30 protein-coding genes are annotated in these 26,252 nt (G+C 69.9%); 18 read left to right on the forward strand and 12 right to left on the reverse strand.

The genetic code is table 11. The features are described from left to right. Positions 1–15: 15 nt before the first annotated feature. Positions 16–1,245, reverse strand: a complete 1,230-nt coding sequence (locus tag Q0Z83_RS37280) for a deoxyguanosinetriphosphate triphosphohydrolase (protein ID WP_317788004.1) — start codon at positions 1,243–1,245, stop codon at positions 16–18. A 45-nt stretch (positions 1,246–1,290) separates the two neighbouring features. Between Q0Z83_RS37280 and Q0Z83_RS37285 the strand changes: the two genes are divergently transcribed. Beyond that, positions 1,291–2,856: a methyl-accepting chemotaxis protein gene (locus tag Q0Z83_RS37285; protein ID WP_317788005.1), complete on the forward strand. Its 1,566-nt coding sequence runs from the start codon at positions 1,291–1,293 to the stop codon at positions 2,854–2,856. On the opposite strand, the gene Q0Z83_RS37290 is transcribed toward Q0Z83_RS37285, so the two are convergent. Further along, positions 2,853–3,200 carry a VOC family protein gene (locus Q0Z83_RS37290; protein ID WP_317788007.1) on the reverse strand — a complete coding sequence of 116 codons (348 nt, stop codon included), beginning with the start codon at positions 3,198–3,200 and terminating at the stop codon, positions 2,853–2,855. The genes Q0Z83_RS37285 and Q0Z83_RS37290 overlap by 4 nt on opposite strands. Before the next feature lie 218 nt (positions 3,201–3,418). Here Q0Z83_RS37290 and Q0Z83_RS37295 point away from each other — a divergent pair, with 218 nt between their 5' ends. The 9 genes from Q0Z83_RS37295 (at position 3,419) to Q0Z83_RS37335 (ending at position 12,485) form a co-directional block, all read left to right on the forward strand. Further along, complete coding sequence (locus Q0Z83_RS37295) at positions 3,419–3,769, forward strand: roadblock/LC7 domain-containing protein (RefSeq protein WP_317788009.1); 351 nt, start codon at positions 3,419–3,421, stop codon at positions 3,767–3,769. Positions 3,770–3,798: 29 nt separating this feature from the next. Further along, entirely contained in the window at positions 3,799–4,803 is a 1,005-nt protein-coding gene (locus Q0Z83_RS37300) for a DUF4388 domain-containing protein (RefSeq protein ID WP_317788010.1), read from the forward strand. A 40-nt stretch (positions 4,804–4,843) separates the two neighbouring features. Then, positions 4,844–5,332: a roadblock/LC7 domain-containing protein gene (locus Q0Z83_RS37305; protein ID WP_317788011.1), complete on the forward strand. Its 489-nt coding sequence runs from the start codon at positions 4,844–4,846 to the stop codon at positions 5,330–5,332. A 33-nt stretch (positions 5,333–5,365) separates the two neighbouring features. Further along, positions 5,366–5,737, forward strand: a complete 372-nt coding sequence (locus Q0Z83_RS37310) for a hypothetical protein (protein WP_109591698.1) — start codon at positions 5,366–5,368, stop codon at positions 5,735–5,737. 200 nt (positions 5,738–5,937) lie between these two features. Beyond that, on the forward strand, positions 5,938–7,557 hold the full coding sequence (locus Q0Z83_RS37315; protein WP_317788012.1) for a family 43 glycosylhydrolase: 1,620 nt from the start codon (positions 5,938–5,940) through the stop codon (positions 7,555–7,557). A 77-nt stretch (positions 7,558–7,634) separates the two neighbouring features. Next, positions 7,635–8,711 (forward strand): DUF2786 domain-containing protein, encoded by a 1,077-nt coding sequence (locus tag Q0Z83_RS37320; protein WP_317788014.1) that lies wholly within the window; start codon positions 7,635–7,637, stop codon positions 8,709–8,711. Between the two features lie 54 nt (positions 8,712–8,765). Next, positions 8,766–9,878 (forward strand): MFS transporter, encoded by a 1,113-nt coding sequence (locus tag Q0Z83_RS37325; protein WP_317788015.1) that lies wholly within the window; start codon positions 8,766–8,768, stop codon positions 9,876–9,878. 125 nt (positions 9,879–10,003) lie between these two features. Further along, entirely contained in the window at positions 10,004–10,987 is a 984-nt protein-coding gene (locus tag Q0Z83_RS37330; protein WP_317788016.1) for an arabinan endo-1,5-alpha-L-arabinosidase, read from the forward strand. 1 nt (position 10,988) lies between these two features. Continuing rightward, the gene (locus Q0Z83_RS37335) at positions 10,989–12,485 is read left to right on the forward strand and encodes a family 43 glycosylhydrolase (protein WP_317788017.1); all 1,497 of its coding nucleotides are present in this window, start codon (positions 10,989–10,991) and stop codon (positions 12,483–12,485) included. 16 nt (positions 12,486–12,501) lie between these two features. Here Q0Z83_RS37335 and Q0Z83_RS37340 read toward each other — a convergent pair whose 3' ends face one another. The 3 genes from Q0Z83_RS37340 to Q0Z83_RS37350 form a co-directional block, all read right to left on the reverse strand. Continuing rightward, the gene (locus Q0Z83_RS37340) at positions 12,502–13,326 is read right to left on the reverse strand and encodes a tetratricopeptide repeat protein (protein ID WP_317788018.1); all 825 of its coding nucleotides are present in this window, start codon (positions 13,324–13,326) and stop codon (positions 12,502–12,504) included. Positions 13,327–13,431: 105 nt separating this feature from the next. After that, positions 13,432–14,550, reverse strand: coding sequence for a tRNA dihydrouridine synthase DusB (gene dusB, locus Q0Z83_RS37345; RefSeq protein WP_317797224.1), 1,119 nt, complete (start codon positions 14,548–14,550; stop codon positions 13,432–13,434). A gap of 66 nt (positions 14,551–14,616) precedes the next feature. Next, a complete protein-coding gene (locus Q0Z83_RS37350; protein WP_317788019.1) occupies positions 14,617–15,009 on the reverse strand; it encodes a hypothetical protein in 393 nt (130 codons plus the stop codon). A gap of 77 nt (positions 15,010–15,086) precedes the next feature. On the opposite strand from Q0Z83_RS37350, the gene Q0Z83_RS37355 reads away from it, so the two are divergent. After that, positions 15,087–15,569, forward strand: coding sequence for an XdhC family protein (locus tag Q0Z83_RS37355; RefSeq protein ID WP_317788020.1), 483 nt, complete (start codon positions 15,087–15,089; stop codon positions 15,567–15,569). A 12-nt stretch (positions 15,570–15,581) separates the two neighbouring features. On the opposite strand, the gene Q0Z83_RS37360 is transcribed toward Q0Z83_RS37355, so the two are convergent. The 5 genes from Q0Z83_RS37360 to Q0Z83_RS37380 all read right to left on the reverse strand — a co-directional run bounded on the left by Q0Z83_RS37360 (position 15,582) and on the right by Q0Z83_RS37380 (position 20,511). Then, positions 15,582–17,339, reverse strand: coding sequence for a trypsin-like serine protease (locus Q0Z83_RS37360; RefSeq protein WP_317788021.1), 1,758 nt, complete (start codon positions 17,337–17,339; stop codon positions 15,582–15,584). A gap of 105 nt (positions 17,340–17,444) precedes the next feature. After that, positions 17,445–18,107 (reverse strand): hypothetical protein, encoded by a 663-nt coding sequence (locus Q0Z83_RS37365; RefSeq protein WP_317788022.1) that lies wholly within the window; start codon positions 18,105–18,107, stop codon positions 17,445–17,447. A gap of 106 nt (positions 18,108–18,213) precedes the next feature. Then, positions 18,214–19,593, reverse strand: a complete 1,380-nt coding sequence (locus Q0Z83_RS37370) for a glycine--tRNA ligase (protein WP_317788023.1) — start codon at positions 19,591–19,593, stop codon at positions 18,214–18,216. Positions 19,594–19,661: 68 nt separating this feature from the next. Beyond that, positions 19,662–20,153 carry a hypothetical protein gene (locus Q0Z83_RS37375; protein ID WP_317788024.1) on the reverse strand — a complete coding sequence of 164 codons (492 nt, stop codon included), beginning with the start codon at positions 20,151–20,153 and terminating at the stop codon, positions 19,662–19,664. 16 nt (positions 20,154–20,169) lie between these two features. Next, positions 20,170–20,511, reverse strand: a complete 342-nt coding sequence (locus tag Q0Z83_RS37380; protein WP_317788025.1) for an antibiotic biosynthesis monooxygenase family protein — start codon at positions 20,509–20,511, stop codon at positions 20,170–20,172. A gap of 34 nt (positions 20,512–20,545) precedes the next feature. Here Q0Z83_RS37380 and Q0Z83_RS37385 point away from each other — a divergent pair, with 34 nt between their 5' ends. From Q0Z83_RS37385 to Q0Z83_RS37415, 7 genes are all read left to right on the forward strand, one after another. Next, complete coding sequence (locus Q0Z83_RS37385) at positions 20,546–20,794, forward strand: DUF6703 family protein (protein ID WP_317788027.1); 249 nt, start codon at positions 20,546–20,548, stop codon at positions 20,792–20,794. A 49-nt stretch (positions 20,795–20,843) separates the two neighbouring features. Then, complete coding sequence (locus Q0Z83_RS37390; RefSeq protein WP_317788029.1) at positions 20,844–21,758, forward strand: metal ABC transporter substrate-binding protein; 915 nt, start codon at positions 20,844–20,846, stop codon at positions 21,756–21,758. Beyond that, positions 21,755–22,537, forward strand: coding sequence for a metal ABC transporter ATP-binding protein (locus Q0Z83_RS37395; protein WP_317788030.1), 783 nt, complete (start codon positions 21,755–21,757; stop codon positions 22,535–22,537). The genes Q0Z83_RS37390 and Q0Z83_RS37395 overlap by 4 nt, the downstream gene beginning before the upstream one ends. Beyond that, positions 22,537–23,403 carry a metal ABC transporter permease gene (locus Q0Z83_RS37400; protein WP_317788031.1) on the forward strand — a complete coding sequence of 289 codons (867 nt, stop codon included), beginning with the start codon at positions 22,537–22,539 and terminating at the stop codon, positions 23,401–23,403. The genes Q0Z83_RS37395 and Q0Z83_RS37400 overlap by 1 nt, the downstream gene beginning before the upstream one ends. 30 nt (positions 23,404–23,433) lie before the next feature. Beyond that, complete coding sequence (locus Q0Z83_RS37405) at positions 23,434–23,736, forward strand: ArsR/SmtB family transcription factor (RefSeq protein ID WP_093621506.1); 303 nt, start codon at positions 23,434–23,436, stop codon at positions 23,734–23,736. After that, a complete protein-coding gene (locus tag Q0Z83_RS37410) occupies positions 23,733–24,134 on the forward strand; it encodes a Fur family transcriptional regulator (RefSeq protein ID WP_317788033.1) in 402 nt (133 codons plus the stop codon). The genes Q0Z83_RS37405 and Q0Z83_RS37410 overlap by 4 nt, the downstream gene beginning before the upstream one ends. A gap of 80 nt (positions 24,135–24,214) precedes the next feature. Further along, positions 24,215–24,817, forward strand: a complete 603-nt coding sequence (locus tag Q0Z83_RS37415) for a hypothetical protein (protein WP_317788034.1) — start codon at positions 24,215–24,217, stop codon at positions 24,815–24,817. A gap of 69 nt (positions 24,818–24,886) precedes the next feature. Here the strand turns inward: Q0Z83_RS37415 and Q0Z83_RS37420 are convergent, their stop codons facing one another. Further along, positions 24,887–25,390 carry a DUF6328 family protein gene (locus tag Q0Z83_RS37420; protein WP_317788035.1) on the reverse strand — a complete coding sequence of 168 codons (504 nt, stop codon included), beginning with the start codon at positions 25,388–25,390 and terminating at the stop codon, positions 24,887–24,889. A gap of 31 nt (positions 25,391–25,421) precedes the next feature. Continuing rightward, complete coding sequence (locus tag Q0Z83_RS37425; protein WP_317797225.1) at positions 25,422–26,237, reverse strand: alpha/beta fold hydrolase; 816 nt, start codon at positions 26,235–26,237, stop codon at positions 25,422–25,424. Positions 26,238–26,252: the final 15 nt, after the last annotated feature.

Raw genomic sequence — 26,252 nt, forward strand, 5'->3', positions numbered from 1 at the left:
GCCTCGCCCGGCGGGTCAGCCGCCAGCAGGGTCCCGTCGTGTCCCGACGATTGCGGAATGCCAGGCCACGGCCGCGTGGTCGGTCAGCGACGCGACCTGGTCGATCACCACCCGCAGGGCGGCGTCATCGTCGGCGGCGGCCTCGTGCAGGGGTCGGAAGAGCGGATCCAACCGCTGCGGGGTACGGGTGAGCGCCTCCACCAGCTCGGCCAGGATGGTGCGCTGTTGCGCATACCACTGCTCGGCCGCCCGGGACCGCATCACGTAGCGCAGCGCCATGCCCTTGAGCAGCGCGCACTGGTTGCGGACGGTACGCGGGACGATCAGGTCTGCGGCGTAGCGGCGCAGCGGCTCGGTGCCGAAGCGGCTCTGGGTGGCGCCGACCGCGGAGGCCACGAACCGACCGGTGAGCACGCTGGTCATGCGTTTGAGGGCGATCAGCGCGTCGTACCCGCCGTCGTATCCGGCGACCCCGGCGACGGCCGGATCGGCGAGCAGCAGGTCGAGTGCGGCGCCCAGGTCGTCGAGGCTCTCGTCGGAGTAGGTGGCGGCCACGTCGGTGCAGAGCGCGGCCCGTTCGGCCGGATCGTCGATCAGCTCACGCAGGTTGAGGTAGCCGCCGTGCACGCCGTCCTCGACGTCGTGCACCGAGTAGGCGACGTCGTCGGCCCAGTCCATCACCTGGGCTTCGAGGCACCGGCGGTCGTCGTCGCGGCCGTCGCGGAGCCACTCGAAGACCGGCCGGTCGTCGGCGTAGACACCGAACTTGCGGTAGCCGGGCCGGCGGAACCACGGGTACTTGGAGCAGGCGTCGAGGGTGGCGCGGGTCAGGTTGAGTCCGGCGCCGGGGACCTTCGCCTCCAGCCTGGTGATCACCCGCAGGGTCTGCGCGTTGCCCTCGAAGCCGCCGCAGGGTTCGGCGGCCAGGTCGAGGGCGGCCTCGCCGTTGTGACCGAAGGGCGGGTGGCCCAGATCGTGGGCGAGACCGGCGACGTCGACGATGTCGGGGTCGCAGCCGAGACGAGCGCCCATCTCGCGGGAGATCTGGGCGACTTCGAGGGAGTGGGTGAGCCGGGTCCGCAGGAAGTCGTCGGACCCGGCGGTGTGCACCTGGGTCTTGGCGGCCAGGCGGCGGAACCCGGCGGAGTGGAGTACCCGGGCCCGGTCGCGCTGGTAGGGGGTACGTCCGTACCCGCTGTCCTTGGCGGGCTCGGCTGCCCATCTCTGGGCGTCGGCGGCCGTCATGATCCCCACCCTAAGCCGAATGTCCGGGTTGCCGATGGGTCAACCGTGGGGATCTCCATCGTCGGCCGCCTGGTGCTGCTGGGTGGCGCCGGACTGTTCGCGGTCGCGCTGGTCACGGGTTTCGCCGTGCGCAACTCCGAGGACCAGAATGCGGCGAACGAGGAGATAGCCAGGGTCAGCTCGGCGATGAGCAGTCAGTGGAACGCGGACATGATGCACGACGCGTTACGGGCCGACGTGATGTCGGCGATGTTCGCGACCACACCACAGCAGCGGGAAGAGTACGAGGTCGACGCGGTGTCCGAGCACGCGCAGACGATGCTCGACAAGTTCGACGAGGCGTCGAAGCTGGTGCCGGAGTCGTTGCGGGGAGAGTACGAGACCACCCGCCCGGAGATCATCAAGTACGGCGACCTGGCGAAGTCGGCGGTGGCCACCGCGGCGACCGACCGGGCCGCCGCGCAGCAGTCGCTGGCGGCGTTCCTGGAGCAGTTCAGCGCTCTGGAGGAGAGTCTGGGCGGGCTCGACGACGCGGTGCTGCAGGAGGTCGACGCCGCCAGTGCGCGGGGCCGGGAGGCCGGCCGGACGAGCTCGACGTTCATCCAGCTGGCGGCCGGTGTGGCGATCCTGCTGACACTGGTCGTGTGTGTGCTGACGGTGCGGGCGTTACGGAAGCCGTTACGGGGCATGCGGGAGACGTTGCGGACGCTGGCGCAGCGGGACCTGACGGTACGGGCACCGATCGTCAACCGGGACGAGTTCGGCGAGATGGCGCAGGCCCTGAACGAGGCGATGTCGGCGTTGCAGACCACCGTGGCGGCGACCGCGGAGCGGGTGAACACGCTGAGCGAGGCGAGTGACGAGCTGCAGATGCTCTCCGGGGAGTTGGACGGTTCGGCCGAGGAGACGTCGAAGCAGGCGCGGAGTGCCGACGAGTCGGCGGTGCACGTGTCGGGGTCGGTGGGCGACATGATGGCGGCCACCGACGAACTGTCCGCGTCGATCCGGGAGATCGCCCGGCAGACCGCGACCGCCTCGTCGACCACGCACGAGGCGACGACCAGCGCGAACCGGACGGCGGAGGCGGTGGGCCGGCTCAGTGACGCGAGCCGGGAGGTGGGCGACATCGTGCGGATGATCACGAACATCGCCGAACAGACGAACCTGCTGGCGCTGAACGCGAGCATCGAGGCGGCCCGGGCCGGGCATGCCGGCAAGGGGTTCGCGGTGGTGGCGACCGAGGTCAAGGACCTGGCCGGGGAGACGGCGCGGGCGACCGGGGAGATCACCGCGAAGATCCACGCGATTCAGGAGATGACCGAGAGCACGGCGCAGGCAATCGAGGCGATCACGGCGGTCATCGGGCGGATCGACGACGGTCAGCGGACGATCGCGGCGGCCGTCGAGCAGCAGTCGGCGACGACCGACGTGCTGGCCCGGAACGTGGGCGCGGTGCAGACGGCGGCGTCGGACATCAGCGGTACGGTCTCGCACATCACGTCGTCGAGCGCGTTCACCGCGGAGGGCGCGAACACCACCCGGCACTCGGCCGGTCTGGTCAGCACCGCGGCCGACGACATCCGCGGCCTGATCAGCCAGTTCAAGTACTAGCGGCCGGCGAGCACGCAGAACTCGTTGCCCTCGGGGTCGGCCAGGACGACCCAGGGCACGTCGCCCTGGCCGATGTCGACGGATCGGGCACCCATCCCGACCAGGCGTTTCACCTCGGCCTCCTGGTCGTCCGGACGCAGGTCGATGTGCAGGCGGTTCTTGCCCTTCTTGGGATCGGTGACCGGGGTGAACAGCAGACCGGGCATCTCGGCCGGGGTGCGGCGGATCTCCACCTCGTCTGGCGCCTCGTTGACGATCACGTAGCCGAGCGCCTCGGCCCACCATCGGGCGAGCCGCGCCGGGTCCTCGGCGTCCACCACGACCTGTTCCCACCGACTGGGCACAAAACCTCCCTGATCGACATATGACGATCAGGTTACGTGACCTCGGGGTGCCGGTCATGGCGAACGCGGCAACCGGCTCACGGTGACGCACAGAACGTGCGACTTGTGGTCTCAGGGTCACCGGAGGATGGCCCACGGTGGCGGACAAGAGACGTCCGAACGAGACCGAAGCGCTGAGGAGTGAAGTGCCCGGCGTCGACCACTGTCTACAGGAGGCCATGACGATCCCCGGCGCTGTCGGGGCCAGCATCGTCGACTACACGACGGGCTTCCCGGTCGCCACGACCGGTGCAGCGCCCAATGAGGACCACGAGGCCGCGGCGGCCGGAACTGCCGAGGTGGTCCAGGCCGCGAACAGCCGCTCGCTGTTCGTCTCGGCGATACCGCACGACCTGCTCGAAGACCTGATCATCACCACCGCCGGGGGCTATCACCTCCTACGGCTGGTCCAGACCGAGTTCGACAGCCGCCTGGTGCTCTACGTGTGGCTGGACCGGGTTCGCGGCAATCTCGCCGTGGCCCGTCGCAAGATGCATCGCCTGGTCGACGAGCTGGTCGCCCAGCAATGACACACCCACTGACCATTAAGGAGCGATCGGTGGCCCGCACGAGGACCGCAGCGCCCGGGGACCTGCTGACGCGGGTCGCCGGCGAGCGGCAGACCGGAGCGCTGCTGGTCGGCGGCCATCCGGGCGGTGCGGTCTACGTGTTCGAGGGCCGGGTCATCTACGCCGAGTCGACGTCCGCTCCGGGGGTGGGCGAGCTGCTCACCTCGTCCGGGCGGCTGGCCGGGCGGACCTGGCAGAGCGCGTTCGATCTGGGTGCGTCCACGGCCCGGGTCGGCCGGCTGCTGGTCGAGCAGGGCCATCTCACCCAGGGCGAGCTCGAGCTGTGTGTGCTCGGCGCCACCTATGACGCGGCGTACTTCGTGCTCGCCGACCGGGCGGCACCAGCCGAGTTCCGGCCCGGCGCGACACACTGGCTGGGGCCCGTCGTGCACATCGACGCGGCCGCGGTGGACCGGGAGGTCGCCCGCCGGATCGGGCTCCTCGACGGGATCTTCCCGAACCCGCTGATCGACGTGGCGCCGGTGATCCCGGCGGCCCGGCCACCCCGGGAACGGGTCACGATCACCGCGCCGCAGTGGGAGCTGCTGGTCCAGGCGGACGGCCAGCGCACCCCGGCCGACCTGGCCCAACTGCTGGGGCGGGCGGGTTACGCGATCATCCAGGAACTGCGCCGGATGGCCGCTGCGGGACTGATCGAGCCACCCCAGTCGCACGCCGACACGCGTGAGTTCGTCCGCCTCCCCCAGCCACGGGGGGCCTCGGTTCCGCTGGGCGGGGCGGCTGCGGTGGCCGTACCCGTGATGCCCGGGCCGGAACCCGCGGCGCGGCACCCGCCGTCGCACGGTGACCCGACGCCTGCGCCGGCGCCGCCCGGTGAGCACGATTCCGGCCCGATCCGGCCGCCGCGGCTGGCCCGCCGAAAACCCGGCGCGAAGCTGCCCAAGGAGTTCGCGGGCGAAAGCCCACCGGTGCACCAGGGCACCGACGAGGTCCTGCTCAAGCGCATCCGCACCGCACTGAGGGCACTGCGGTGACGCGCGCACCCCCGACCAGCCGAAGGAGCGAGGAAGCGGAATGACGGTGGATCCGGCGGTACTCGAGGAACTCGGGCGCCTGCGCAGCAGGTTGCCGGAACTGTCCGGCAGCGTCCTCGCCACCGCCGACGGGCTGGTCGTGGCGCACGACTCGCACGGCATCGAGCCGGACACCCTGGCCGCGCTGGCCGCGGCCCATCTGGCCCTGGCCCGGCGGTTCGCCCACGCGGTGAACCACGGTGACCTGCGGGAGTCCGTGGTCGAGTGCGACGGCGGCTACATCACGTCGTACACCGCGGGCCCGAACGCGCTGCTCACCGTGGTGACGTCGGGCGACGCGAACCTCGCCATGGTGCACCTGGAAGCACGCCGGTGCGTACGCCGGCTGATCCGGATCATGGCCCTGGAGACGGCTCCTCAGCTGCGCCCGGAGATCCCCACACAGGCGGGACCACCGACCCCGCTCGCCCGGCGGACCCCGATGGCAACCCTGCCGAACATGGCCCGTCGCCGCCAGGCGACCGGCTGACCCACCACCCACCACAACGGAGGAACGATTCCCATGCCCGACATGGACACCGCACTCAAGGAAATCATGGAGATCGACGGCTGCATCGGCGTCGCGCTCGTGGACCACACCAGTGGTATGGCCCTGGGCACCCTCGGCGGCGGCAAGGAACTCGACCTGACGGTCGCGGCGGCCGGCAACACCGACGTGGTCCGGGCCAAGCTGCGGGCGATGGAGATGCTCAACCTCTCCGAGAAGATCGAGGACATCCTGATCACGCTGGATACGCAGTACCACATGATCCGGCCGCTGACGAGCAGATCGGGGAAGGGCCTCTTCCTCTACGTGGCGCTGCGGCGGGACCGTGCGAATCTCGCGATGTCCCGACACCAACTGCGCCGCATCGAGAACGATCTCGACGTCTGACCTCGAGGCGTGTCCGAGACGTGATCGCCACCCCTGGCGGGGAGGGCCCGCACCGCCCTCCCCGCCCCCGGCGACCGTAATCAAGGTTTCCGGGTTGTTTCCCTTGCTGTCGGATCGAGGCCCGTGCATCCTGTCTTTGCAGCGCTGCAAAGAGGTGTGCCAGCACCGGGCGCCGCGCCACATCCGTCTGTGAGGGCCTTGTGAGAATTCTCGGCGCACTGCTCGCCGCCATCCTTCTGACCGCGGTACCCGTGGTGCCGGCATCGGCCGCGCCGCCGGTGACCGCCGACCCCGACCCGGTGGCCCACGATCCGACGCTGATCAGGCAGGGCCGCTGGTACTACGAGATCATCACCGGGGACAGCGGCACCCGCACCTACCTGCCGATCCGCCGGTCCACCGACCTGATCCACTGGACGTACACCGGCACCGTCTTCGACACCCCGCCGGCCTGGGTGGTCGAAGAGCTCGGGGTCACCCCGGCCGACTTCTGGGCGCCGGACATCAACTTCTTCGACGGCGAGTACCACCTGTACTACGCGGCCTCGTCGTTCGGCACCAACAACTCGGTGATCGGGCTGGCCACCACGAAGTCGCTGGACAAGCCGCAGTGGGTGGACCGGGGCTTGGTCCTGCGCACCACCGCCGGCGTCGAGGACGTGAACGCGATCGACCCGGACGTCAGCTTCGACCGGGCCGGGAACGCGTACCTGTCGTACGGCTCGTTCTGGGACGGTCTGCGGATGCGCCGGCTGGACGTGCGGTCCGGGCTGCTGTCGGCGACCGACACCACCGAGTACCGGATCGCCTCCCGGGGTGGGATGGCGATCGAGGGGCCGTCGATCACCCACCACGGCGGCTGGTACTACCTGTTCGTCAGTTTCGACTTCTGCTGCCGCGGGGTGGACAGCGACTACCGGGTGATGGTCGGTCGGTCCCGGAACATCACCGGGCCGTATGTGGACGCCACCGGCCGGGCACTGACCGAGGGCGGCGGCACGCAGATCCTGGCCGGCTACCACGACTTCGCCGGCCCCGGGCACGGTGACGTCTACGGCGACCTGTTCGCGCACCACTACTACGACAGGGCCGACGACGGCGCACCGAAGGGCTCGATCCGGAAGATCTCCTGGGTCGACGGCTGGCCGAGGCTGTCCGACCCGCTCAGCGGCAACCGCGGGTACGGCCACGGCGACGCCTACGTCCAGCTGGTCCACCGGGACAGCGACGCCGTGCTGGCCAACCCCTCCTGCGGTTACGAGGGCGCCGACATCACCCTCGCGGCGGCCGGGACGACCGACACCTGCCTGCAGTGGCAGCTCATCGACCGCGGCAACGGCCTGGTGAGCCTGACCAACCGGCACAGCAACAAGGTGGCCGAGGTGGCCGCCTGTATCAACGCCGAGGGCGCCCGGGTGGCGCAGTGGGGCTGGCTGGCCAACGACTGCCAGCGGTTCCGGCTGACGCCGAGCTCGGAGGGCTGGTCGCGGATCGTGAACCCGCTGGCCGGCCGGGCCCTGCAGCCGGCCGCCTGTGGCGGTGCGGGCGCGGCGGTGCAGACCCACACCCTCGGTACCTGCCAGGACTTCCGCATCCAGCCGGTGGGTGACGTGCTGCTGACCGACGTGGCGAACACCACCCGGATCGGCAACCGCTGGCGGTTCACGCACGTCGACGACGGCTGGTACCGGGTCACCGATTCACTGACCCGCCGGTCGCTCGGCGGCACGTACTGGCGGATCGAGGCACTGACCACCGGCGGGTACCGGCTGGTCGGCATGAACGGCCGGACCAGGGAGGTTCTGCTGCTGACTCCGTGACCGTCCGGCCGCTCGGCGGTCACGGCAGCCGGGGTCCTGGCCGGGAACCAGGACCCCGGCAACTACCATTGGCCTCCATGAGCGCCCGGGAGATCATTGACGGGGTGCGCTCCGGCGCTCTGGCCTACGAGGACGCGTTGGACGCCCTGACCGGCGCACCCGCCGCCGAGACCGACGCCGCCCTGAGCACGGCCCTGAGCGGCGAGTTCGAGCGGCTGTTCGGCAACGGCTGGCAGCCTGCCGAGCTGCACCGGGCGGTCGCCCGGCGAGGCAATCCGATCCAGGGGCGGCTGGTCGCGGACGCCGCCCGTGACTATCTACGCGGCCGGGATCCGGTCGACGAGCGCTGGCGTGACCAGGCGGACGGGTTGCGTACCCCGGAGGGCCGTAAGCCGGACCGGATCGCCGTGCTGGACGCCTCGCTGGACCTGCTGGCCGAGTTGCGGCGGATGCCGCGCATCGAGGTGCTGATCCCGCCGCCGGGCACTCCCCTGACGACCGTGCCGCACCACGGTGACCAGCGGATCCTCGACCGGGTGCGTGCGCTGCTGGCGAAGGCGGAGTCGACCGAGTTCCCGGCCGAGGCGGAGAGCTACAGCGCGAAGGCGCAGGAGCTGATCACCAGGTACCGGATCGAGGAGGTCACCGTCGCCGCGGTCGACGTGGTGCCGTTCGCCAGGCGGATCGGTGTGGACCACCCCTACGAGAGCGAGAAGGCGGGCCTGCTCGACGCGGTGGCCCGGGCCAACACGTGCCGGACGGTCTGGTCGCAGGATCTGGGGTTCAGCACGGTCTTCGGCTTCGACACCGACATCGACGCGGTCGAGTTGCTCTACACGTCGCTGCTGGTGCAGGCGAACCGGGCGATGGTGCGCGACGAGAAGAACGTCCGCAAGGCCCGGTTGAAGGCGTTCCGCCGGTCGTTCCTGGTCTCCTACGGGATCCGGATCGGCGAGCGGATGCGGCAGACCGTCGAGCGGGAGCTGACCGGCCACGACGACCTGCTGCCGGTGCTGCGCAACCGCGAGGTCAAGGTGCACGAGGCGATGGATCGGGCGTTTCCGCGCACGGTGCGGGTCCGGGGCAGCCGGGTGGACAGCCTGGAGGGCTGGGAGTCCGGGCGGGCCGCCGCCGACGAGGCCGAATTGCGTTGACGGACCGGGCAGACTGAGGGCATGCATCCGGTTTGACGCTGACATCTGTATGCGGTGCACGCGCTGCAGGACAGCGTGCTCCTCTACCCGGTCTACGCGCTGCTCTTCGCGGACGCCGGGCTCACCACCGCCGAGATCTCGTCACTGTTCGCGATCTGGTCGGTGGTCTCCTTCACGTGCGAGATCCCGTCCGGCGCACTCGCCGACACCTGGTCCCGTAAGCGGCTCTACGCCCTCGGCGAGATCATCTCCGCGGCCGGCTGGGCCGTCTGGCTGATCTGGCCCACCTATCCGGGCTTCGCCGTGGGCTTCGTGCTGTGGGGGCTCGGCGGCGCGTTCGCCTCCGGATCGCTGGAGGCGCTGGTCTACGACCATCTCGGTGACGGCACGGCGTACACCCGGATCATCGGCCGCGCCCGGATGGCGAGCATGTTCGGCATCCTCGCGGCCACCCTGCTGGCCGGACCGGCCCTACGGTCCGGCGGTTACCTCCTGGTCGGTGTGATCAGCGTCGCGACGGTCACCGCGGGCGGTCTGCTCGCTCTTCTCCTTCCCGAGAAACCCCTCGGCGGTACGGACGACGAAGAAGCCCGGAATGCCGATGAGGCGGGCGGATACCTCTCAGTGCTACGAGCGGGCCTGCGGTCCGTCACCGGCAGTGCCCGGATCCTCCGGCTGCTGGCGGTGGCGATGGCCGTGCCCGGGTTCTCCGCCCTCGACGAGTACCTGCCACTGCTGGCCCGCGAGATGGGAGCGCCGACTCCGGACGTACCCCTGTGGTTTGCTCTGACCGCCCTGGCCATGGCGGCCGGAAACGGCCTCGCCGGGCGTCTCGCACCGGATTCGCCGCGTCCGCTGGCGGGTGCCCTGGCTCTGGCCGCCGCGCTGCTGGCGGCGGGTTCGCTGGTGCCGCATCCGTCCGGAATCGTGCCGGTGTCGGTGGCGTTCGGCCTGCTCCAGTTCGCGATGGTGCACGCCGAGGCCCGCCTGCAGGACGCGATCACCGGCCCGGCGCGGGCGACCGCCCTGTCGGTGGCCGGCTTCGGCGCCGAGGTCGCGGCGGTGCTGCTCTACGCCGCGTTCGGCCTGCCGGTGGCGCTGCCGCTGCTGTGCGCTCTGATGGCCGTCCCGCTGTCGCTGACCGCCCTGGCCGCCTTGCGGCGCTGACATTCTCGTTGTCCGCCGCCGCCGACCGCATCTACCAGACGTCGAAAACCGCCGATGACGCGCAACCTTTCCGGCCCGGCCGGACACCTGAAAGACAGTATCCCCACCGAAAGGACGCATCCCCCATGCGATCCCCTCTCCGCAAGTTCCTGTTGGCCGGGGTGACCGGCCTGCTGGTCGTGACGGCCAGCGCGTACGGCCTGATGCGGGCCGACGCCGCGACCTACCCGAATCCGGGGGTGGTCACCGGCTCGACGTTCGCGCACGACCCGACGATCGTGAAGAAGCCGGCCGGCGGCTACATCCTCGCGTACACGGCGCCCGGCATCGGCCTGAAGACGTCGACCGACCGGACGAAGTTCACCGACGCGGGCAAGGCCTTCCCCAACGGCACGCCGTGGGCCGACGCGTACACCAACGGCGACACCAACCTGTGGGCGCCGGACATCTCGTACCGCGGCGGCAAGTACCTGATGTACTACTCCGCCTCCACGTTCGGCTCCAGCAGGTCGGCGATCTTCCTGGCCTCCAGCACCACCGGCGCGGCCGGCACCTGGACCAACCAGGGCAAGGTCATGGAGAGCACCACGACCAGCGGGTTCAACGCGATCGACCCGAACCTGACGGTCACCCCGAACGGCGAGTGGTGGCTCAGCTTCGGCTCGTTCTGGAGCGGGATCAAGATGGTCAAGCTGAACCCGTCGACGGGGAAGCGCGCCGACTCGACGGTCCACCACATCGCCGAGCGGTTCGTGAACAGCAAGTCGGTCGAGGCCCCGCACATCTACTACCGCAACGGCTACTACTACCTGTTCGTCGCGTTCGACCTCTGCTGCAAGGGCGCGTCCAGCACGTACCGGACCATGGTCGGGCGGTCGACCAGCATCACCGGGCCGTACAAGGACCGGGCGGGCACGCTGATGACCGCGGGCGGCGGCACCGAGATCCTCGCCTCGCACGACGCCGTCTACGGCCCCGGGCATCCGGCGGTCTTCTCGGACGGCACCCAGGACGTGCTGGTCTACCACTACTACACCGCCGCCGGCGACGCGCGGCTCGGCATCAACCTGCTGAGCTGGAGTTCGTCCGGCTGGCCGACGGTGTACTGACATGCGGCGCATCCGACCTCTCCGAGCCGCGCTGGTCACGCTGCTGATGACCGTCCCGGCCTATGTGGCAGTCGCCTTCAACCCGCTGAGCAGCGACGCCGCCGTCGGGTTCACCAATCCGGTCGCGGCCGCCCCGTACGGCGCGGACCCGTGGGTGGGCTTCGACAACGGCTACTACTACCTGGCCGCCACGACCTGGAACAACCAGGTGGTGATCAAGAAGGCCAAGTCGGTGGCCGCGCTGCCCGGCGCCACCGAGAACGTCGTGTACACCGGCACCGCCGCGGCGAGTTGCTGCAACGTGTGGGCGCCGTCGCTGCACAAACTGAACGGGCCGAACGGGACACGCTGGTACCTGTACTACTCGGCCGGGACGGCGGCCTGCTGCGACGGGCAGCGCTCGTTCGTCCTCGAATCGTCCGGCACCGACCCGATGGGGCCGTACTCGTTCAAGGGCCGGCTCGAGGTCCAGGCGAACAACGGCTGGGCGATCGACGGCAGTGTCGCGACGATCGGCGGGAAGAACTACTTCCTCTACTCGTCGTGGGTCGGTGACCTGCAGAGCCTGTTCATCGCGCCGATGAGCAACCCGTGGACGGTCAGCGCCCACGGCACCCGGATCTCCTACCCGACGTACGACTGGGAGAAGGTCGGCGGCAACACCGAGGAGGGGCCGTACATCCTCCAGCACGGCGGGAAGACGTTCCTGACCTTCTCCGCCAGCTCGTGCAACACGCCCGACTACAAGCTGGGCATGCTCACCCTGACCGGCAGTGATCCGCTCGTCGCGTCGTCGTGGGCGAAGAAGAGCACACCGATCTTCCAGCGGTCCGACGCGAACAGCGTCTACGGGCCGGGTCACCACTCGTTCTTCACGTCGCCGGACGGCACCGAGACGTGGATGGCCTACCACGCCAACGAGACCACCGCCCAGGGCTGCGGAGCCACCCGCACGACAAGGCTCAAGAAAGTCGATTTCAACAGCGACGGCACACCGAATCTGGGTACGCCGGACAAGCTCGCCACCACCCTCGTCGCCCCCTCCGGCGACCCGGGTGGCGGCGTGTCGTACCCGGTGGGCGGCACCAGGTACCGCCTCGTCAATCAGGCGAGCGGCAAGGTGCTGGACGCCAAGGACTGCGCCGTCGCCAACGGCACCGCGATCCGGCAGTGGTCGTCGCTCGGCAACGCCTGTCAACAGTGGACGTTCACCAAGACGAGCAGCAACTACTACCGGATCACCAACGCCAACAGCGGAACCGTGCTCGACTCGGTCGACTGCGGCGCCGCCAACGGCACCGCCGTCGATCTGTGGGCGTCACTCGGGAACGCCTGCCAGGAGTGGAGCCTCACCCCGATCAACGGCGGCTACCTGATCGCCAACCGGGGTAACGGCCTGGTCCTCGACGTCACCGACTGCGGCACCGCCGACGGTGTCGCGGTGCGCCAGTGGGCGTCCCTGGGTAACACCTGCCAGCAGTGGAAACTCACCGCCTGACGGGGTTGCTCCGGTTTCACACCGCGAACGCCCGTCCCAGGAGGTCGGTCACCGACCAGATCGCCTCCTGCGGGCTGTTCGACGCCGGAAGCTGGCCGCGCATCTGGTGCGGCCAGCCCTCCGGTGGCCGGACCGCGGCCGCCTCGTCGGGCCGGCCGGCCCGCTCCAGCAGGGTGAACAGCGCGAACCGCACGTACAGGTGGCCCGCCGACGGATGGGCGCGCAGCAACTCCTCACCCTCGGCGGGGTGGCCGCGCACCTGCAGCAGCAACGACAGCGGCACGGCGGCGAACATCTCGTCGGCGTACGCCCGCATCAGTTCCTCGGCGTCGTCGAACCGGCCCGCCTCGGTCAGCACCCGCATGGTCCGCCACGGGTTGATCATGAAGTAGGTCCGGTCGGTGCCGCGCCGCAGCGCCTCCCGCTGGACGTTCATCGCCAGTTCGTAGTGGCCGCTCGTGGCCAGCAGCCGGGCGCCGTGCTCCAGGGCCGTCGCCTCGGCGGGAAACCTGGTGATCAGCTCGTACTGGAAGCGGGCACCCGAGGCGGCGTCGAAGTTCTGCGCGCTGAGCTCGACGAACCTGGTCAGCTGCGGCTGGGTGGCGGTCGTCGCCGACTGCTCGCAGAGCTGTCGGACCTCGGCCGTGCGGCCCTGGTCGCGCAGCAGTCGCGACAGCGTGACCCAGCACTCGACGTCGCCGTGGGCCAGCGCCCGCCGCAGCGTCTGCTCATCCGACGCCGGATCCCACGCCACCGACGGCGCCGCCGGATGCCGGTCACCGGAGTCGGACTCGGACTCGGCCGGCCAGAACGGAAACGGCTCCACGAAACGCTCAGGCATCCCTGCATCCTGCCCGTTCCGCCGGCACGCCGCCGCCCGCCTCATGCCGACCGCACCCAAAACAGCCGCCGCTCCGCCGGCCGCCCTTCCACCGGGCGCCTCGGGTCAGCCGCCTGATTCGTCGGTTTCGGCGCCCTCCGGGACCGTCTCGTCGTCGCGGCTGTCCAGCCAGCCGTGCGGGAGCGACACCTTGCCCGGCGCGTTGACCCGACCCCGGGGCTGACCCAGCGCCTCGACCGGGAACGGCACGGTCGGGTCGAGCTTGGCCAGCAGATCGTCCAGCTCGGCCAGCGACGAGATCATCGCCAGGCTCCGGCGCAGCTCACCACCGACCGGGAAGCCCTTCAGATACCACGCCACGTGCTTGCGGAAGTCGGCGCAACCGTGCCGCTCGTCCTCCAACGCCTCGACCAGCAGCTGCGCGTGCCGGGCGATGATCTTGGCAACCTCGCCCAGGGTCGGCAGCACCGGCCGGTAGTCGGCGCCCTTGGTGAACGCGGCCTCCAGGTCGGCGAAGAGCCACGGGCGGCCCAGGCAGCCACGGCCCACCACGACACCGTCGCAGCCGGTGTGCTCGACCATGCGCAGCGCGTCCGAACCCTCCCAGATGTCGCCGTTGCCGAGCACCGGCACGTCCAGGGCCTGCTTCAGGGTGGCGATCGCATCCCAGTCGGCCTGGCCGGAGTAACGCTGCTCGGCGGTGCGGGCGTGCAGGGCCACCGCGGTCACGCCGGCGTCCTGTGCGGCGAGACCGGCCTCGACGTACGTCAGATGGTCGTCGTCGATGCCCTTGCGCATCTTGATCGTCACCGGGATGCCGAACGGTTTCGCCGCCGCCACCGCCTGACTCACGATCCGCCCGAACAGTCGGCGCCGCCACGGCAGGGCCGAACCACCACCGCGGCGGGTGACCTTCGGAACCGGACAGCCGAAGTTCAGATCGATGTGGTCGGCCAGGTCGTCCTCGCCGACCATCCGCACCGCGGCCGCGGTCACCTCCGGGTCCACCCCGTAGAGCTGCAGGCTGCGGAAACCCTCGTCCTCGGCGAACGCGATCATCTTGAGCGTCTTGGGGATCCGCTCCACCAGCGCCCGGGTCGTGATCATCTCGCAGACGTAGACCCCGCCGCCCTGCTCGCGGCAGAGCCGCCGGAACGCCACGTTGGTGATGCCGGCCATCGGCGCGAGCACGACGGGCGGATTAACGGCATGGTCGCCGAGCATGAGCGGTGCAGTCACGCGCTCTAGCGTGACACGCCCGGCCCGGCGACCCCGAATCGCCCGGCTCCGCTACCGCTCGCGATCCCGCTCGATCAACGTGCCGACCATCTCGATGATTCGCTCGATGCGGTTCTTGAGCGTTCCGAAGTCCTCTCGTAGACCGCCGACCTGCTCGCCCAGGTGATGAAGCTCCCGTGTATGCGCCGTGAGAATCCTGGTGTGCTCCGCGAGGGTTTTCGTGTGCTCCGACTGGGTCTTAGCGATCGCTTTGAGGAGGCGGCCCTGCGCATGAAGCTTTTGGCCGAAGTCCGACATGTCGTCGTCCATGCCGACGCGGAGCCGCTTCTGCTCTTCCATGTCACGCTCCAGTCGGGTGACGCGCTCTTCGAGGGTTGGCAACAGTGCCTCCAGGGGTGAAGGGTAGTCGCTCAACGAGCCACCGTTGAGCGACTTGGCGAGCACGACTATAGCGCAAGGACTAGTAGGTCAGAGACATCTGGTCGGATGAATTCCCCGCATCGTCTGGCAGAGTCCCAGGGATGACTGATGAGGGAAGCCCGCGGCGGCTGATCGCCGTTTTCGAGTCGCCGGTGTCGGAGATGCTGTTCCGCTTCGGGGTGGAGCTGGGCTTCCGGACGGTGCTGGTCGAGCCCGATCCGACCCGCCTGGCCGGGACGCCACGGCCGCACGGTGACACCTACGTCAGCGACCTGGTCGCGGCCGCGGCGGACGAGCACACCGACATCCTGCTGACCGACCATCACCGGCCGGAGATCGGCGCGCTGCTCAAGGAGGCACTGGCCGGGCGGTCCCGGTGGATCGGCATCCTCGGCAACCCGCGCGCCGAGGGGCCGCACGTGGCGGCGCTGCGTGAACTGGGCGTGCCGGACGACGAGATCAGCCGGGTGCGTCGTCCGGTCGGATTGAACATCGGTAGCCGTACCCCACCGGAGATCGCCGTGGCGGTGCTTGCGGGACTGATCGCCGACCGCAACCACCGCCCCGGCGGTTTCGAGTTCTGATGACCGAAGGTCTCAGACCGGGTCCTCCGGCAGGTTGATGCTGCCGTAGGAGCCGAAGGTGGTGGATCCCCAGGCCTTGACCGGGGCCGCGAAGCCACCGTTCTCGGCGGCGACCAGAGTGTTCAGCGAGAGACTCCCGTCGGTCGCGCCGAACAGTGCGGACAGGTCGTCGCGGCCGTCGCCGTTGAAGTCGCCCGAGGTGAGCCGGGTGGTGTCCCAGGAACCCCACACCGCACTGGTGCTCTTCCACGAGCTGAACGCGTTGTTGAAGGTGCCGTCGGCCTTGGCGGTCCAGGTGAGCACGGCCAGGTTGCCGTTGGCGTAGTTGTAGAGCCCGGCCACGTCACCCCGGCCGTCGCCGTTGAAGTCACCGGCCGCGATCCGGAGCCGTTTCGGGTCACCCCAGTACGGCTCGGCCGGCACGTACCAGGCCCGCTGGTCCTCGTTGAAGCCACCACCCGGCTTGGCGATCCAGGAGTAGATGCCCACGCTGTAGTCGGCGTAGCCGTAGAACGACCCGATGTCGTCGAGCCCGTCCCCGTTGAAGTCACCGGAGAAGACCTTCATCCGGCCGATCTCGCCCCAGTACGGGCTGGGCGCGTTGTACCAGGGCCGGCTGGACGCGCTGAATGTTCCGGTGGGGCTGGACAGCCAGGTGAACAGTCCGATCCCGTAGTCGGCGTAGTTGTAGAACCCGGCGATGTCGTCACGGCCGTCGCCGTTGTAGTCGCCGCTGGTCATCAGCATCCGGCTGTACGAGCCGAAGGTCGAACTGGTCCACGACTGGACACCGGCCGAACACGTGCCGTCCGGTCTGGTGAGGAACGTGGTGAACGACAGCGTGTTGTTCGCCGAGTTGTGCAGCACCACCTGGTCGACGATGTCGTCACCGTTGAAGTCGCCCCGGAAGATCTTGACGCTCGTGGTGTAGAGCCCGGCCGCGGTGTTGCAGCCACCCTTCGCGCTCATCGCACCGTTGGCGGCGGTGGTGAAGGTGAACGGGCCGAGCGCCCCGGAGGCGTAGCTGTAGACCATGGTGACGTCGTCGCGGTGGTCCTCGGCGAGCCCGCCCGGCGCGTACGTGCGGATCCAGGCGGCCAGATCGTCGACCCGGGTCTCGACCGCGGTCCGGGCGGTCTCGGTCTGCCCCAGGCAACCACCCTGTGCGGAGGTGTGGTTGAGGGCGACCAGTTCGACCGTACCGCCGCTCTCGCGCAGTGCGGGCCCGCCCGCGTCGCCCTTGCAGACGCTGGGTTGGGTGCCGCTGACCCCGGCCACGTCCAGCAGTCCCGTGCCGACTCCGGTGACCTGGAACTGGGCGGCGTGCAGCGCGCCCGGGATCCAGGTGGTGGCGGTGCGGCCGTACCCGGCGATCCGCAGCACGTCACCCACGGCCGGGGCGGTCGTGCCGATCGCGACAGGCGCGATCGTCGTCGGTTTGTCCAGTTTGACCAGCACCACGTTGCGGTCCGGGTGTTTCACCAGCCGGGCTGATTCGCGCACCTGTCCGCCGATGGTGATCGTGGCGTCCGGCGCACCCGACCCGAAGCAGGCCGCGGCGGTGATCACCCATTGCGGGTCGATCAGCGCTCCGGTACAGGCCGCCCCAGCACCGGCCTGACCCACCGCGATGTGCGCGACGAATCCGTACGTCCCCTCGGCGACCGCCGAGCCGTTTCCGACACCCATCGCCGGCACGCTCCCGGCGAGCAACGTCGTCAGTGTGGCCGCCGACAACCCGGCGGCCAGCCCCCGTCTACTCGATGTCATTCATTTCTCCCTGTAGAGGTACACCGGGTCACATCATTGCCATGACATCGATACATGGCAACGCTTCGATGAACTCGGGGTGACTCCGGGAGAGTCGTTCGACGGTCAGGGCAGTCGGGCGGCGACAGCCCGGAGGAACTCCGCGCCGACGGTGTCGTGCCAGATCTCGGTGGGGTACGAGTTCTCCTTCTGTCCCTCGAAGTAGACGTCCCGGTTCAGGTAGGGCGCGATGCCCCGCAACTCACCGGCGACACCGTGCTTGAGGAAGGTCCACTCGCCGTCGGAGTCGGTGCAGTCGTCCAACCCGGCCGCCGCGACCAGCTCGGCGGGGCAGGCGGTCCGCTCGTCCCGCAGCGTGGACGCGATGTTCTCGTCGTAGTTCTTCCGGGCCAGCTCCGGTGTGCCGGCGACCCGGACGGTGAAGTAGATCCACCCGCCCCGTCGGCCCGGCTGCATCTCCTTGGCCTCGGCGAAGTCGACCCGGATCTGGCACTCCGCGTCGCCGGGGAACACGTGGTCCTTCTCGACGACGTCGCCACTGTCGAAGGTAGGCGTGACCCGCTTCATCTCGACGACCGTGGCCGCCGGCAGGACCTCGCGGACCACCGTCTCGGGAAGCAGATCACAGGCGGCCGGCCACTGCGACATCGGCAGCAGCCCGGTCTGGTCCGGCTCGGCCAGGGTCACCGGCGTCGCGGGCCCGGCCGCACCGAGCGGGATCCGCGGTTTCTCCTCGGCGCAGCCGCCGAGCGCCACCAAGGTCAGCACAGTCAGTACAAAAGGTCCCCGTCGTGACATGACCGGGGAGCATAGGGCCTGTACGGCGACCGCCGGGCACCCATGCGGGAACCCGGCGGTCTGCGTCACGTCCGGCTCAGCAGCCGGGCAGGCGCTTGATCAGGTAGTCCTCGATCTGGTCGAGGGAGACCCGCTCCTGCTTCATGGTGTCGCGGTCGCGGACCGTCACCGCGTTGTCGGTGAGGGTGTCGAAGTCGACGGTGACACAGAACGGTGTACCGATCTCGTCCTGCCGGCGGTACCGACGGCCGATCGCCTGCGAGTCGTCGAACTCGACGACCCAGCGCTTGCGCAGGTTGGCCGACAGCTCCTTGGCCTTCGGCGACAGCTCCGGGTTGCGCGACAGCGGCAGGACGGCGACCTTGACCGGCGCGAGGCGGGGGTCGAACCGCATGACCGTGCGCTTGTCCACGCCGCCCTTGGTGTTCGGCGCCTCGTCCTCGTCATACGCCTCTAGCAGGAACGCCAGCACCGCGCGGGTGAGGCCGGCCGCCGGCTCGATGACGTAGGGCACCCAGCGCTCGCCCTTCTCCTGGTCGAAGAAGGAGAGGTCCACACCCGAGTGCTTCGAGTGCGTGGTCAGGTCGAAGTCGGTGCGGTTGGCGACACCCTCGAGCTCGGCGAACTCGGTCCCGCCGAACTGGAAGCGGTACTCGATGTCGACGGTCCGCTTCGAGTAGTGCGAGAGCTTCTCCTTGGGGTGCTCGTAGAACCGCAGGTTGCTCTCCGACAGACCCAGGTCGCGATACCAGTTCCAGCGCTCCTGGAGCCAGTACTCGTGCCATTCCTCGTCGGCGCCCGGCGGGACGAAGAACTCCATCTCCATCTGCTCGAACTCACGCGTACGGAAGATGAAGTTGCCCGGGGTGATCTCGTTGCGGAAGCTCTTGCCGACCTGCGCGATGCCGAACGGCGGCTTCTTGCGGGCCGCGGTCGCCACGTTGTTGTAGTTGACGAAGATGCCCTGGGCGGTCTCCGGACGCAGGTAGTGCAGGCCGTCGGCGCTCTCGGTCGGGCCGAGGTAGGTCTTCATCAGGCCGTTGAACATCTTCGGCTCGGTGAAGGTGCCCTTGTTGCCGCAGTTCGGGCAGTTCAGCTCCTGGAGGGACGCCGGCAGCTTGCCGTGCTTGGCCTCGAACGCCTCCTCCAGATGGTCGGCCCGGAAGCGCTTGTGGCAGGACTGGCACTCGGTCAGCGGGTCGACGAACGCGTCGAGGTGCCCGGAGGCGGCCCACACGTCACGGGACAGGATGACCGCCGAGTCCAGGCCGACGATGTCGTCGCGCTGCTGGACCATGGTCCGCCACCACTGCCGGCGGACGTTCTCCTTCAGCTCCACGCCGAGCGGACCGTAGTCCCAGGCCGAACGGGTCCCTCCGTAGATCTCGCTGGAGGGGAAGACGAAGCCCCGGCGCTTGGCCAGGCTGACGACGCTGTCGATACGGTCGGCAGGCATGTGCGGTTTCCTCCTACGCCGGCTGGGTGTCGGCGGGGAAATCAAGAGTTACAGGACGAAAAGCGAGATTACTCCCCGAGGTCGCAGACCTCGAATTTGCCCGTCGACCTGTTCTGCACCAGCTCAGCCTCCAGACGCTGGGAGCCGCCCCCGGAATAGACGATGTCCACCGGCAGGGTCAGCCGGACACCCCACGACAGATCGCCCAGACGGTACGACTGGAACGGCTCCGTCGACTCCATCCGCTCGGCGAACTCGGACGGGGTCTCGACATCCCGTGCGTCCTGACAGAGCTGCTGGTAGGCCCCGTCGAAGTCACGCTCCTGGATGTCGTCGAGGTAGTGGCCGACCACCACGTCGGCCTGCTCGTCGAGCGCGCTGGTGATCGACGTCATCAGGCCGATGCCGGCGACCGCACCGACTCCGCAGACCAGCACGACGATGCCGGCGACGATGCCCACGCTCGTACCGACCCGCTTGCCGCGTCCCTCGACCGGGGGAGCCGGGAACGGCGGGTGCACGCCCGGGCCCGGCGGCGGCGGGGGCGGAGGAAGACTCATGTTCCCAGCCTAGTGTTCAACGCCAGGGATCGGCCGCCCGGTCGCTCGCGGTGACCACCACGTCGGCGCCCGGTTCGGCGGAGGCCAGTGTCTCGAAGGCCGACGGCTCGTCGAGGGAACGCGCGAGCAGCGGTGTGGCGTACAGCTTGACGTCGTAGGCACCCAGGGCACGCCGGTAGGCTCCGACGGATTCCCACTCGGTGACCAGGGTCCAGCCGGTCGGGTCCTCGATGGCCCGGGTCAGCCGGCCGGAGCGGTATCCGGGAGTGCGGGCCAGAGCGGCGAGCGCGGCGTGCGCCTGCTCCTGGAAGCCGTCCTGCGTTTCCGTGGGGACCGTGAAGCGGTTGAGCACCAGCATGTGACGAGGGTACGCACACGCGACGGGAGCGACAGTGACGCGCACATTCCTGAACCGGCTGGCCCGGGTGAATCCGACCGCGGCGTTCGCCGGGACGCTCGCGCTGCTGCTGGCCGGCCTGTTCCTGCCGGACATCGTCGGCGCGCTGCTGCTCGGCCTGCTGGCCGTCGGCCTGGCCACCCTGACCGCGACGACCTGGCCGGTGCAGACGCCGGTCACCCGGCTGGTCCGGGTGGTGCTGCTCACCCTGCTCGTGGTGGCCGCGGTGTCGAAGACCCTGTGAACCCATGCGGCTTTGACAATCATTGTCATTATCGACGACAGTTGGTGGCATGATGCGCCGCCTGCTTCCCGCCCTGCTCCTGCTGCCCGCTCTCACCGGCTGCGGAGGGGACTCCGCCGGCGCCGACGGCAAGCTTTCCGTGGTCACCGCGTTCTACCCGCTCCAGTTCGTCAGCGAGCGGGTCGGCGGCGACGCGGTGACCGTCTCCACCCTGACCAAGCCGGGCGCCGAGCCGCACGACGTCGAGCTGACCGCCCGGCAGGTCGGTGCGGTCGCCGACGCCGGCGTGATCGTCTACCTGGGCGGCTTCCAGCCGGCCGTCGACGACGCGGTCAAGCAGAACGGCGGCGACCGGGCCCTCGACGCCACCACCGCGGTCGAGATGATCAGCGCGCAGGAGGCGGACGACCACGCCGAGGAGGGCGAGGCACACGCCGAGGAGTCGGGCGGCACCGACCCGCACGTCTGGCTCGACCCGACCCGACTCGCGAGCATCGCCGACAAGGTGGCCGAGCGCCTCGGTAAGGCCGACCCGGCACACGCCGCCGACTTCACCGCCCGCGCCGCCGCGCTGCGCACCGAGCTGACCACGCTGGACGGCGAGTTCAAGACCGGCCTGGCCGACTGCACCCGGCGTGAGCTGGTGACCAGCCACACCGCGTTCGGCTACCTGGCGAACCGTTACGAGCTGGCCCAGATCGGCATCACCGGCATCGACCCGGAGGCCGAGCCGTCGCCGCAGCGCCTCGCCGAGGTGGCCGCCGAGGCCCGCGAGCACGGCACCACCACGATCTTCTTCGAGACCCTGGTCAGCCCCAAGGTGGCTGAGACGATCGCCAAGGAGGTGGGCGCGCAGACCGCGGTCCTGGACCCGATCGAGGGCCTCACCGACGACTCGGCAGACTACTTCTCGGTGATGCGCGCCAACCTGACCGCATTGAAGCTGGGCCTGGAGTGTTCATGAGTGTCATAGAGGTCGGTCACCTTGCGGTCGGTTACGACGGGCGGGAGGTCCTGCGGGACGTCTCGCTGAGCGTCACGGCCGGAGACGTCGTCGCGATCCTCGGCGCCAACGGCTCCGGCAAATCCACCCTGATCCGGACGATCCTCGGCCTGGTCCCGTCCCGCCGGGGCGAGATCCAGCTGTTCGGGACGCCACAGAAGCGGTTCCGGCACTGGGAGCGGATCGGGTATGTGCCGCAGCGGCTCGGCGCCGGCAGCGGCGTGCCGGCCACCGTCGGCGAGGTCGTCGCCTCCGGCCGGCTGGCCCGGCGCGGCGTCTTCCGTCTCCCCGGCCGAAACGACCGGGCGGCGGTACGGGACGCGCTTGCCGCGGTCGGGCTGCTGGACCGGATCGGCGACCCGGTGTCGACGCTCTCCGGCGGCCAGCAGCAGCGCACCCTGATCGCCCGGGCACTGGCCGGAAAGCCGGACCTGTTGGTGCTGGACGAGCCGAACGCCGGGGTGGACGCGGCCAGCCAGGAGGCGTTCGCCGCGGCGCTGACCCGATTCGCCGGTGACGGCGGGACGATCCTGCTGGTCCTGCACGAGCTGGGCCCGCTACGGCCACTGATCGGGCGGGCCGTGGTGGTGCACGACGGGCGGATCGCGTACGAGGGCACGCCCCCCGAACCGGCCGGTCATCACGCCGAACCCGACCACGAACATCTGCACCCGCATGCCGAGGAACCGACGGCCGGCATCTGCGAGTGGGCGCCCACCGAGGGAACGAAGGCGTACTGATGGACCTGCTCACCCAGCCGTTCATGCAGCGGGCCCTGATCGCCGCGCTGATCATCGGGCTGGCCGCCCCGGCCCTCGGCATCTACCTGGTGCAGCGCCGCCTGTCACTGATCGGCGACGGGATCGGGCACGTAGCGCTCACCGGCGTCGGGTTGGGCCTGCTCACCGGCAACGATCCGGTGTACACGGCGGTCATCGTGTCGGCTCTGGGCGCGATCGGGGTGGAGTTGATCCGTGAGCGTGGCCGTACCTCCGGGGATCTGGCCCTGGCCATGCTCTTCTACGGCGGCATCGCCGGTGGTGTGCTGCTCGTCGGACTGTCCGACGGCAGCGGCAACAGCAGTCTCATGCAGTACCTGTTCGGCTCCCCGCTGACCACCTCGGACACCGACCTGATGGTGATCGGCGGGCTGGGCGCGGCGGTGCTGACGGCCATGCTGTTCTTCCGGCCGGCCCTGTTCGCGCTCTGCAACGACGAGGAGTACGCACGGGTCAGCGGCCTGCCGGTCCGGCTCCTGAACATCCTGCTGGCGGTGACCACCGCGGTGACCGTGACGATCGCCATGCGTACCGTCGGCCTGCTGCTCGTCTCCGCGATGATGGTCGTCCCGGTCGCCGCCGCCCAGCAGGTGACCCGCGGTTTCGTCAGCACCATGACGTTGGCCATGGTGATCGGGGTGGCCGCCGGCGGCGGCGGCATCCTGGTGTCCGCCGAGGCGAACACCGCCCCCGGCGCGACCACCGTGCTGTTGGCCCTGGCCGTCTTCGTGGCCGCCGCGGTCGGCGGATCGGTCCGGCACCGGCTGCGCCGGCCCGCGCCGCAGCCGGTCGCGTCCGAGCCCCCGGATGTCGTGTTGCATGGCTGACCGCGGCCTGCCTGTACCGTTGGCGCAACGATGACGACGACCACCGGTTACGAAGCGTACGAATCGGCGGGGGCACTGTTGCGTGCTCTCTCCGCGCCGATCCGTGTCGCCATCGTGGTCGAGCTGGGCGTGGGCGAGCGCTGTGTGCACGATCTCGTGGAGAAACTCGGCGCCCCGCAGCCGCTGGTGTCGCAGCACCTGCGGGTCCTGCGCGGGGCGGGTGTGGTGCGGGGTGTGCGACGGGGCCGGGAGATCGCATACTCCCTGGTGGACGAACACGTCGCCCACATCGTCGCCGACGCCGTGAGCCACGCCAGGGAGAGCCGACAGTGAACGCCGAGAGCCAGATCCGCAACACCAAGCAGCGCAGCGCGGTCAGCGCCGTCCTCGCCGAGACCGAGGGCTTCCACAGCGCCCAGGATCTGCATGCGATGCTGCGCGAGAGGGGCGAGCGGGTCGGACTGACCACGGTGTACCGGACTCTGCAGGGCCTGGCCGACGCCGGCGAGATCGACGTCATGCGCCCGCCGGGTGGGGAGCACCTCTACCGGCGCTGCAGCCAGGGTCACCACCACCATCTGGTGTGCCGTTCGTGCGGGCGGACCGTCGAGGTGCTCGGCCCGGCGGTCGAGTCGTGGGCCGACAAGATGGCCGGTCAGCACGGTTTCGTCGACGTCTCGCACACATTGGAGATCTTCGGCACCTGCCCGGAGTGCGCCGCCAAAGCGTGAGCCCCGCCCGGCGCACGCTGCCGCAACCTGAGGCTCCGCCCGGCGTGCGCCGCCGAAGGCCGACTGCGACGCTTGACGATGTGAAGCTCTATGCCGACCGCGTCCCCGTCGCCGTCCGCCAACTCGTCACCGACATCCTCGTCGTCATCTGGGTCTACCTGTGGATCAAGGTCGCCCTGTGGATCCACGACGTGGTGGAGAAACTCGCCGTCCCCGGCCAGAAACTGGAGAGCGCCGGCAGCGGCATCGCCGACAACCTCGCCGACGCGGGCGGCAAGGTGGGCCGGGTTCCGCTCGTCGGTGACGAGCTGACGAGTCCGTTCAACGGTGCCGCGAACGCCGCCCGGTCGATCGCCGACGCCGGCCATCAGCAGCAGGAGTTCGTGGCCCAGCTGGCGCTGATCCTGCCCGCGCTCGCGCTGTCGGTGCCGCTGGCCCTGGTGCTGTTCCTCTGGCTGCCGTTGCGGCTGCGCTGGGTCCGCCGGGCCGGGGTGGCCGCGGCGGTCCGCGACGACCCGGCCGGCCAGGACCTGCTGGCGTTGCGGGCGCTGGCCTCCCAGCCGCTGACCGAGCTGGCGAAGCTGGGCCCGGACATCGCGCAGAGCTGGCGGGCCGGCGACTCGGACGCGGTAGCCGCCCTGGCCGGCCTGGAGTTGCGCCGACTGGGCCTGAAACGGCGCTGAACCCCGGCCGGCTCTCAGTGCTGTCGCAACGTCGTCGAGACGGCACTGAGGACCGGCCGGATCCGACGGTCAGTCGATGGCGGAGGCGGCGTCCTCGTCGTCATCGCCCCACTCGCGGTGGGCGAACGGCAGGATGGCCCAGTAGGTGAGGAACCAGCCGCCGGTGACGATGGTCAGCGGGATCGCCCACTGCCAGTCCAGCAGGTAGTCGGTGATCAGCAGGACGCTCGCCGTCATCGCGATCAGCATGAAGGCCAGGCCACCGGTGGCCATCTTGTGGGCGTACCGGACCAGCTCGGGTTTGCGGCCCTGCCGGAACAGCGCCCGATGGAACGCCACCGGCGAGATGATCATCGCGGTGGCGAACGCCGCGCTGATCAGCGCGACCACGTAGGTGTCCTTCTGGAAATCGGTGACGTTCGGGAAGCCGCTGCTGAACGGCAGGGTCAGCAGGAACGCGAAGAGGATCTGCACGCCCGTCTGCGCGACCCGCAGTTCCTGGAGCAGGTCCGCGAAGTTGCGGTCCCAGCGCTGCTTCTCGGTCTCTCGGGGGGTGTGGGAATCGACCGCCATGACGCGCCGAATTCCCCGTCCGACCCCTTGATCAAACGCCGATCCGGGCCAGGACCGCGTCGGCCAGCTCACGCGGCGCCTGCTCGGGCACCCAGTGACTGACGCCGCGCATCGCCACCAGCTGGTAGTCGGCTCGCACCCAGTCCCTGGTACGCAGCGCCGCGGTCAGCCCGACCACCCCGTCCTTGTCGCTCCACACGTAGGTGGTCGGCACCGTCACCTCACCGAGGTTCGCGATCTGGGACGCGTCGAAGGCGCGGTACCAGTTGAGGCCGCCGGTGAGCCGGCCCGGTTCGCGCATCGCCGCCACGTACTGTTCAGCGCGCATGCCGATCGGCCGCAGCATCAGGCGCAACGGCAGGGCATGCTGGGCGAGCAGCAGCCGCTCGGCGAACCTCCGCCGGAACACCTCGAAGTAGGCGAGCCGCGCCTTCTGGCTGGGCCGCACCCGGATCGCGAGCAGCAGCGCCCGCGGGTGCGGGACGGAGATCGCGGTGAGGGTCCGCACCCGGTCCGGGTGCCGGGCGGCCAGCTGCCAGGCCACCTGTGCGCCCCAGTCGTGGCCGACGACGTGCGCGCTGTCGAGGCCGAGCGAGTCGAGGACGGCGACGGCGTCGGCGGTCACCGACGGCATGGTGTAGGCGGAGACGTCGGACGGGCGGGCGCCCGGTGAGCAGCCGCGCTGGTCCATCGCGTAGGTCCGCAGCCCGGCCGCGTGCAGATGCGGCAGAACCAGGTCGAACTCCCGGGAATCCTGAGGAAAGCCGTGCAGCAGGAGAACCGGTTCACCGTCCTCCGGCCCACCCTCGTGAACGTCGAACGTCAGTCCCCGGGCTTTGACCTCGATCACGTCGTCCCCTCC

The organism is Actinoplanes sichuanensis (assembly GCF_033097365.1).
Taxonomy (GTDB): domain Bacteria; phylum Actinomycetota; class Actinomycetes; order Mycobacteriales; family Micromonosporaceae; genus Actinoplanes; species Actinoplanes sichuanensis.

Coding starts and splice junctions, on each gene's coding strand:
- Q0Z83_RS37340 (WP_317788018.1), bottom strand. CDS start 13,326: ATGCCTGAGCGTTTCGTGGAGCCGTTTCCGTTCTGGCCGGCCGAGTCC.
- Q0Z83_RS37370 (WP_317788023.1), bottom strand. CDS start 19,593: ATGCCTGCCGACCGTATCGACAGCGTCGTCAGCCTGGCCAAGCGCCGG.
- Q0Z83_RS37380 (WP_317788025.1), bottom strand. CDS start 20,511: ATGCTGGTGCTCAACCGCTTCACGGTCCCCACGGAAACGCAGGACGGC.
- Q0Z83_RS37305 (WP_317788011.1), top strand. CDS start 4,844: ATGACGGTGGATCCGGCGGTACTCGAGGAACTCGGGCGCCTGCGCAGC.
- Q0Z83_RS37375 (WP_317788024.1), bottom strand. CDS start 20,153: ATGAGTCTTCCTCCGCCCCCGCCGCCGCCGGGCCCGGGCGTGCACCCG.
- Q0Z83_RS37405 (WP_093621506.1), top strand. CDS start 23,434: ATGACGACGACCACCGGTTACGAAGCGTACGAATCGGCGGGGGCACTG.
- dusB (WP_317797224.1), bottom strand. CDS start 14,550: ATGCTCGGCGACCATGCCGTTAATCCGCCCGTCGTGCTCGCGCCGATG.
- Q0Z83_RS37335 (WP_317788017.1), top strand. CDS start 10,989: ATGCGGCGCATCCGACCTCTCCGAGCCGCGCTGGTCACGCTGCTGATG.
- Q0Z83_RS37360 (WP_317788021.1), bottom strand. CDS start 17,339: ATGACATCGAGTAGACGGGGGCTGGCCGCCGGGTTGTCGGCGGCCACA.
- Q0Z83_RS37295 (WP_317788009.1), top strand. CDS start 3,419: ATGACGATCCCCGGCGCTGTCGGGGCCAGCATCGTCGACTACACGACG.
- Q0Z83_RS37395 (WP_317788030.1), top strand. CDS start 21,755: ATGAGTGTCATAGAGGTCGGTCACCTTGCGGTCGGTTACGACGGGCGG.
- Q0Z83_RS37320 (WP_317788014.1), top strand. CDS start 7,635: ATGAGCGCCCGGGAGATCATTGACGGGGTGCGCTCCGGCGCTCTGGCC.
- Q0Z83_RS37390 (WP_317788029.1), top strand. CDS start 20,844: ATGATGCGCCGCCTGCTTCCCGCCCTGCTCCTGCTGCCCGCTCTCACC.
- Q0Z83_RS37310 (WP_109591698.1), top strand. CDS start 5,366: ATGCCCGACATGGACACCGCACTCAAGGAAATCATGGAGATCGACGGC.
- Q0Z83_RS37330 (WP_317788016.1), top strand. CDS start 10,004: ATGCGATCCCCTCTCCGCAAGTTCCTGTTGGCCGGGGTGACCGGCCTG.
- Q0Z83_RS37355 (WP_317788020.1), top strand. CDS start 15,087: ATGACTGATGAGGGAAGCCCGCGGCGGCTGATCGCCGTTTTCGAGTCG.
- Q0Z83_RS37280 (WP_317788004.1), bottom strand. CDS start 1,245: ATGACGGCCGCCGACGCCCAGAGATGGGCAGCCGAGCCCGCCAAGGAC.
- Q0Z83_RS37400 (WP_317788031.1), top strand. CDS start 22,537: ATGGACCTGCTCACCCAGCCGTTCATGCAGCGGGCCCTGATCGCCGCG.
- Q0Z83_RS37420 (WP_317788035.1), bottom strand. CDS start 25,390: ATGGCGGTCGATTCCCACACCCCCCGAGAGACCGAGAAGCAGCGCTGG.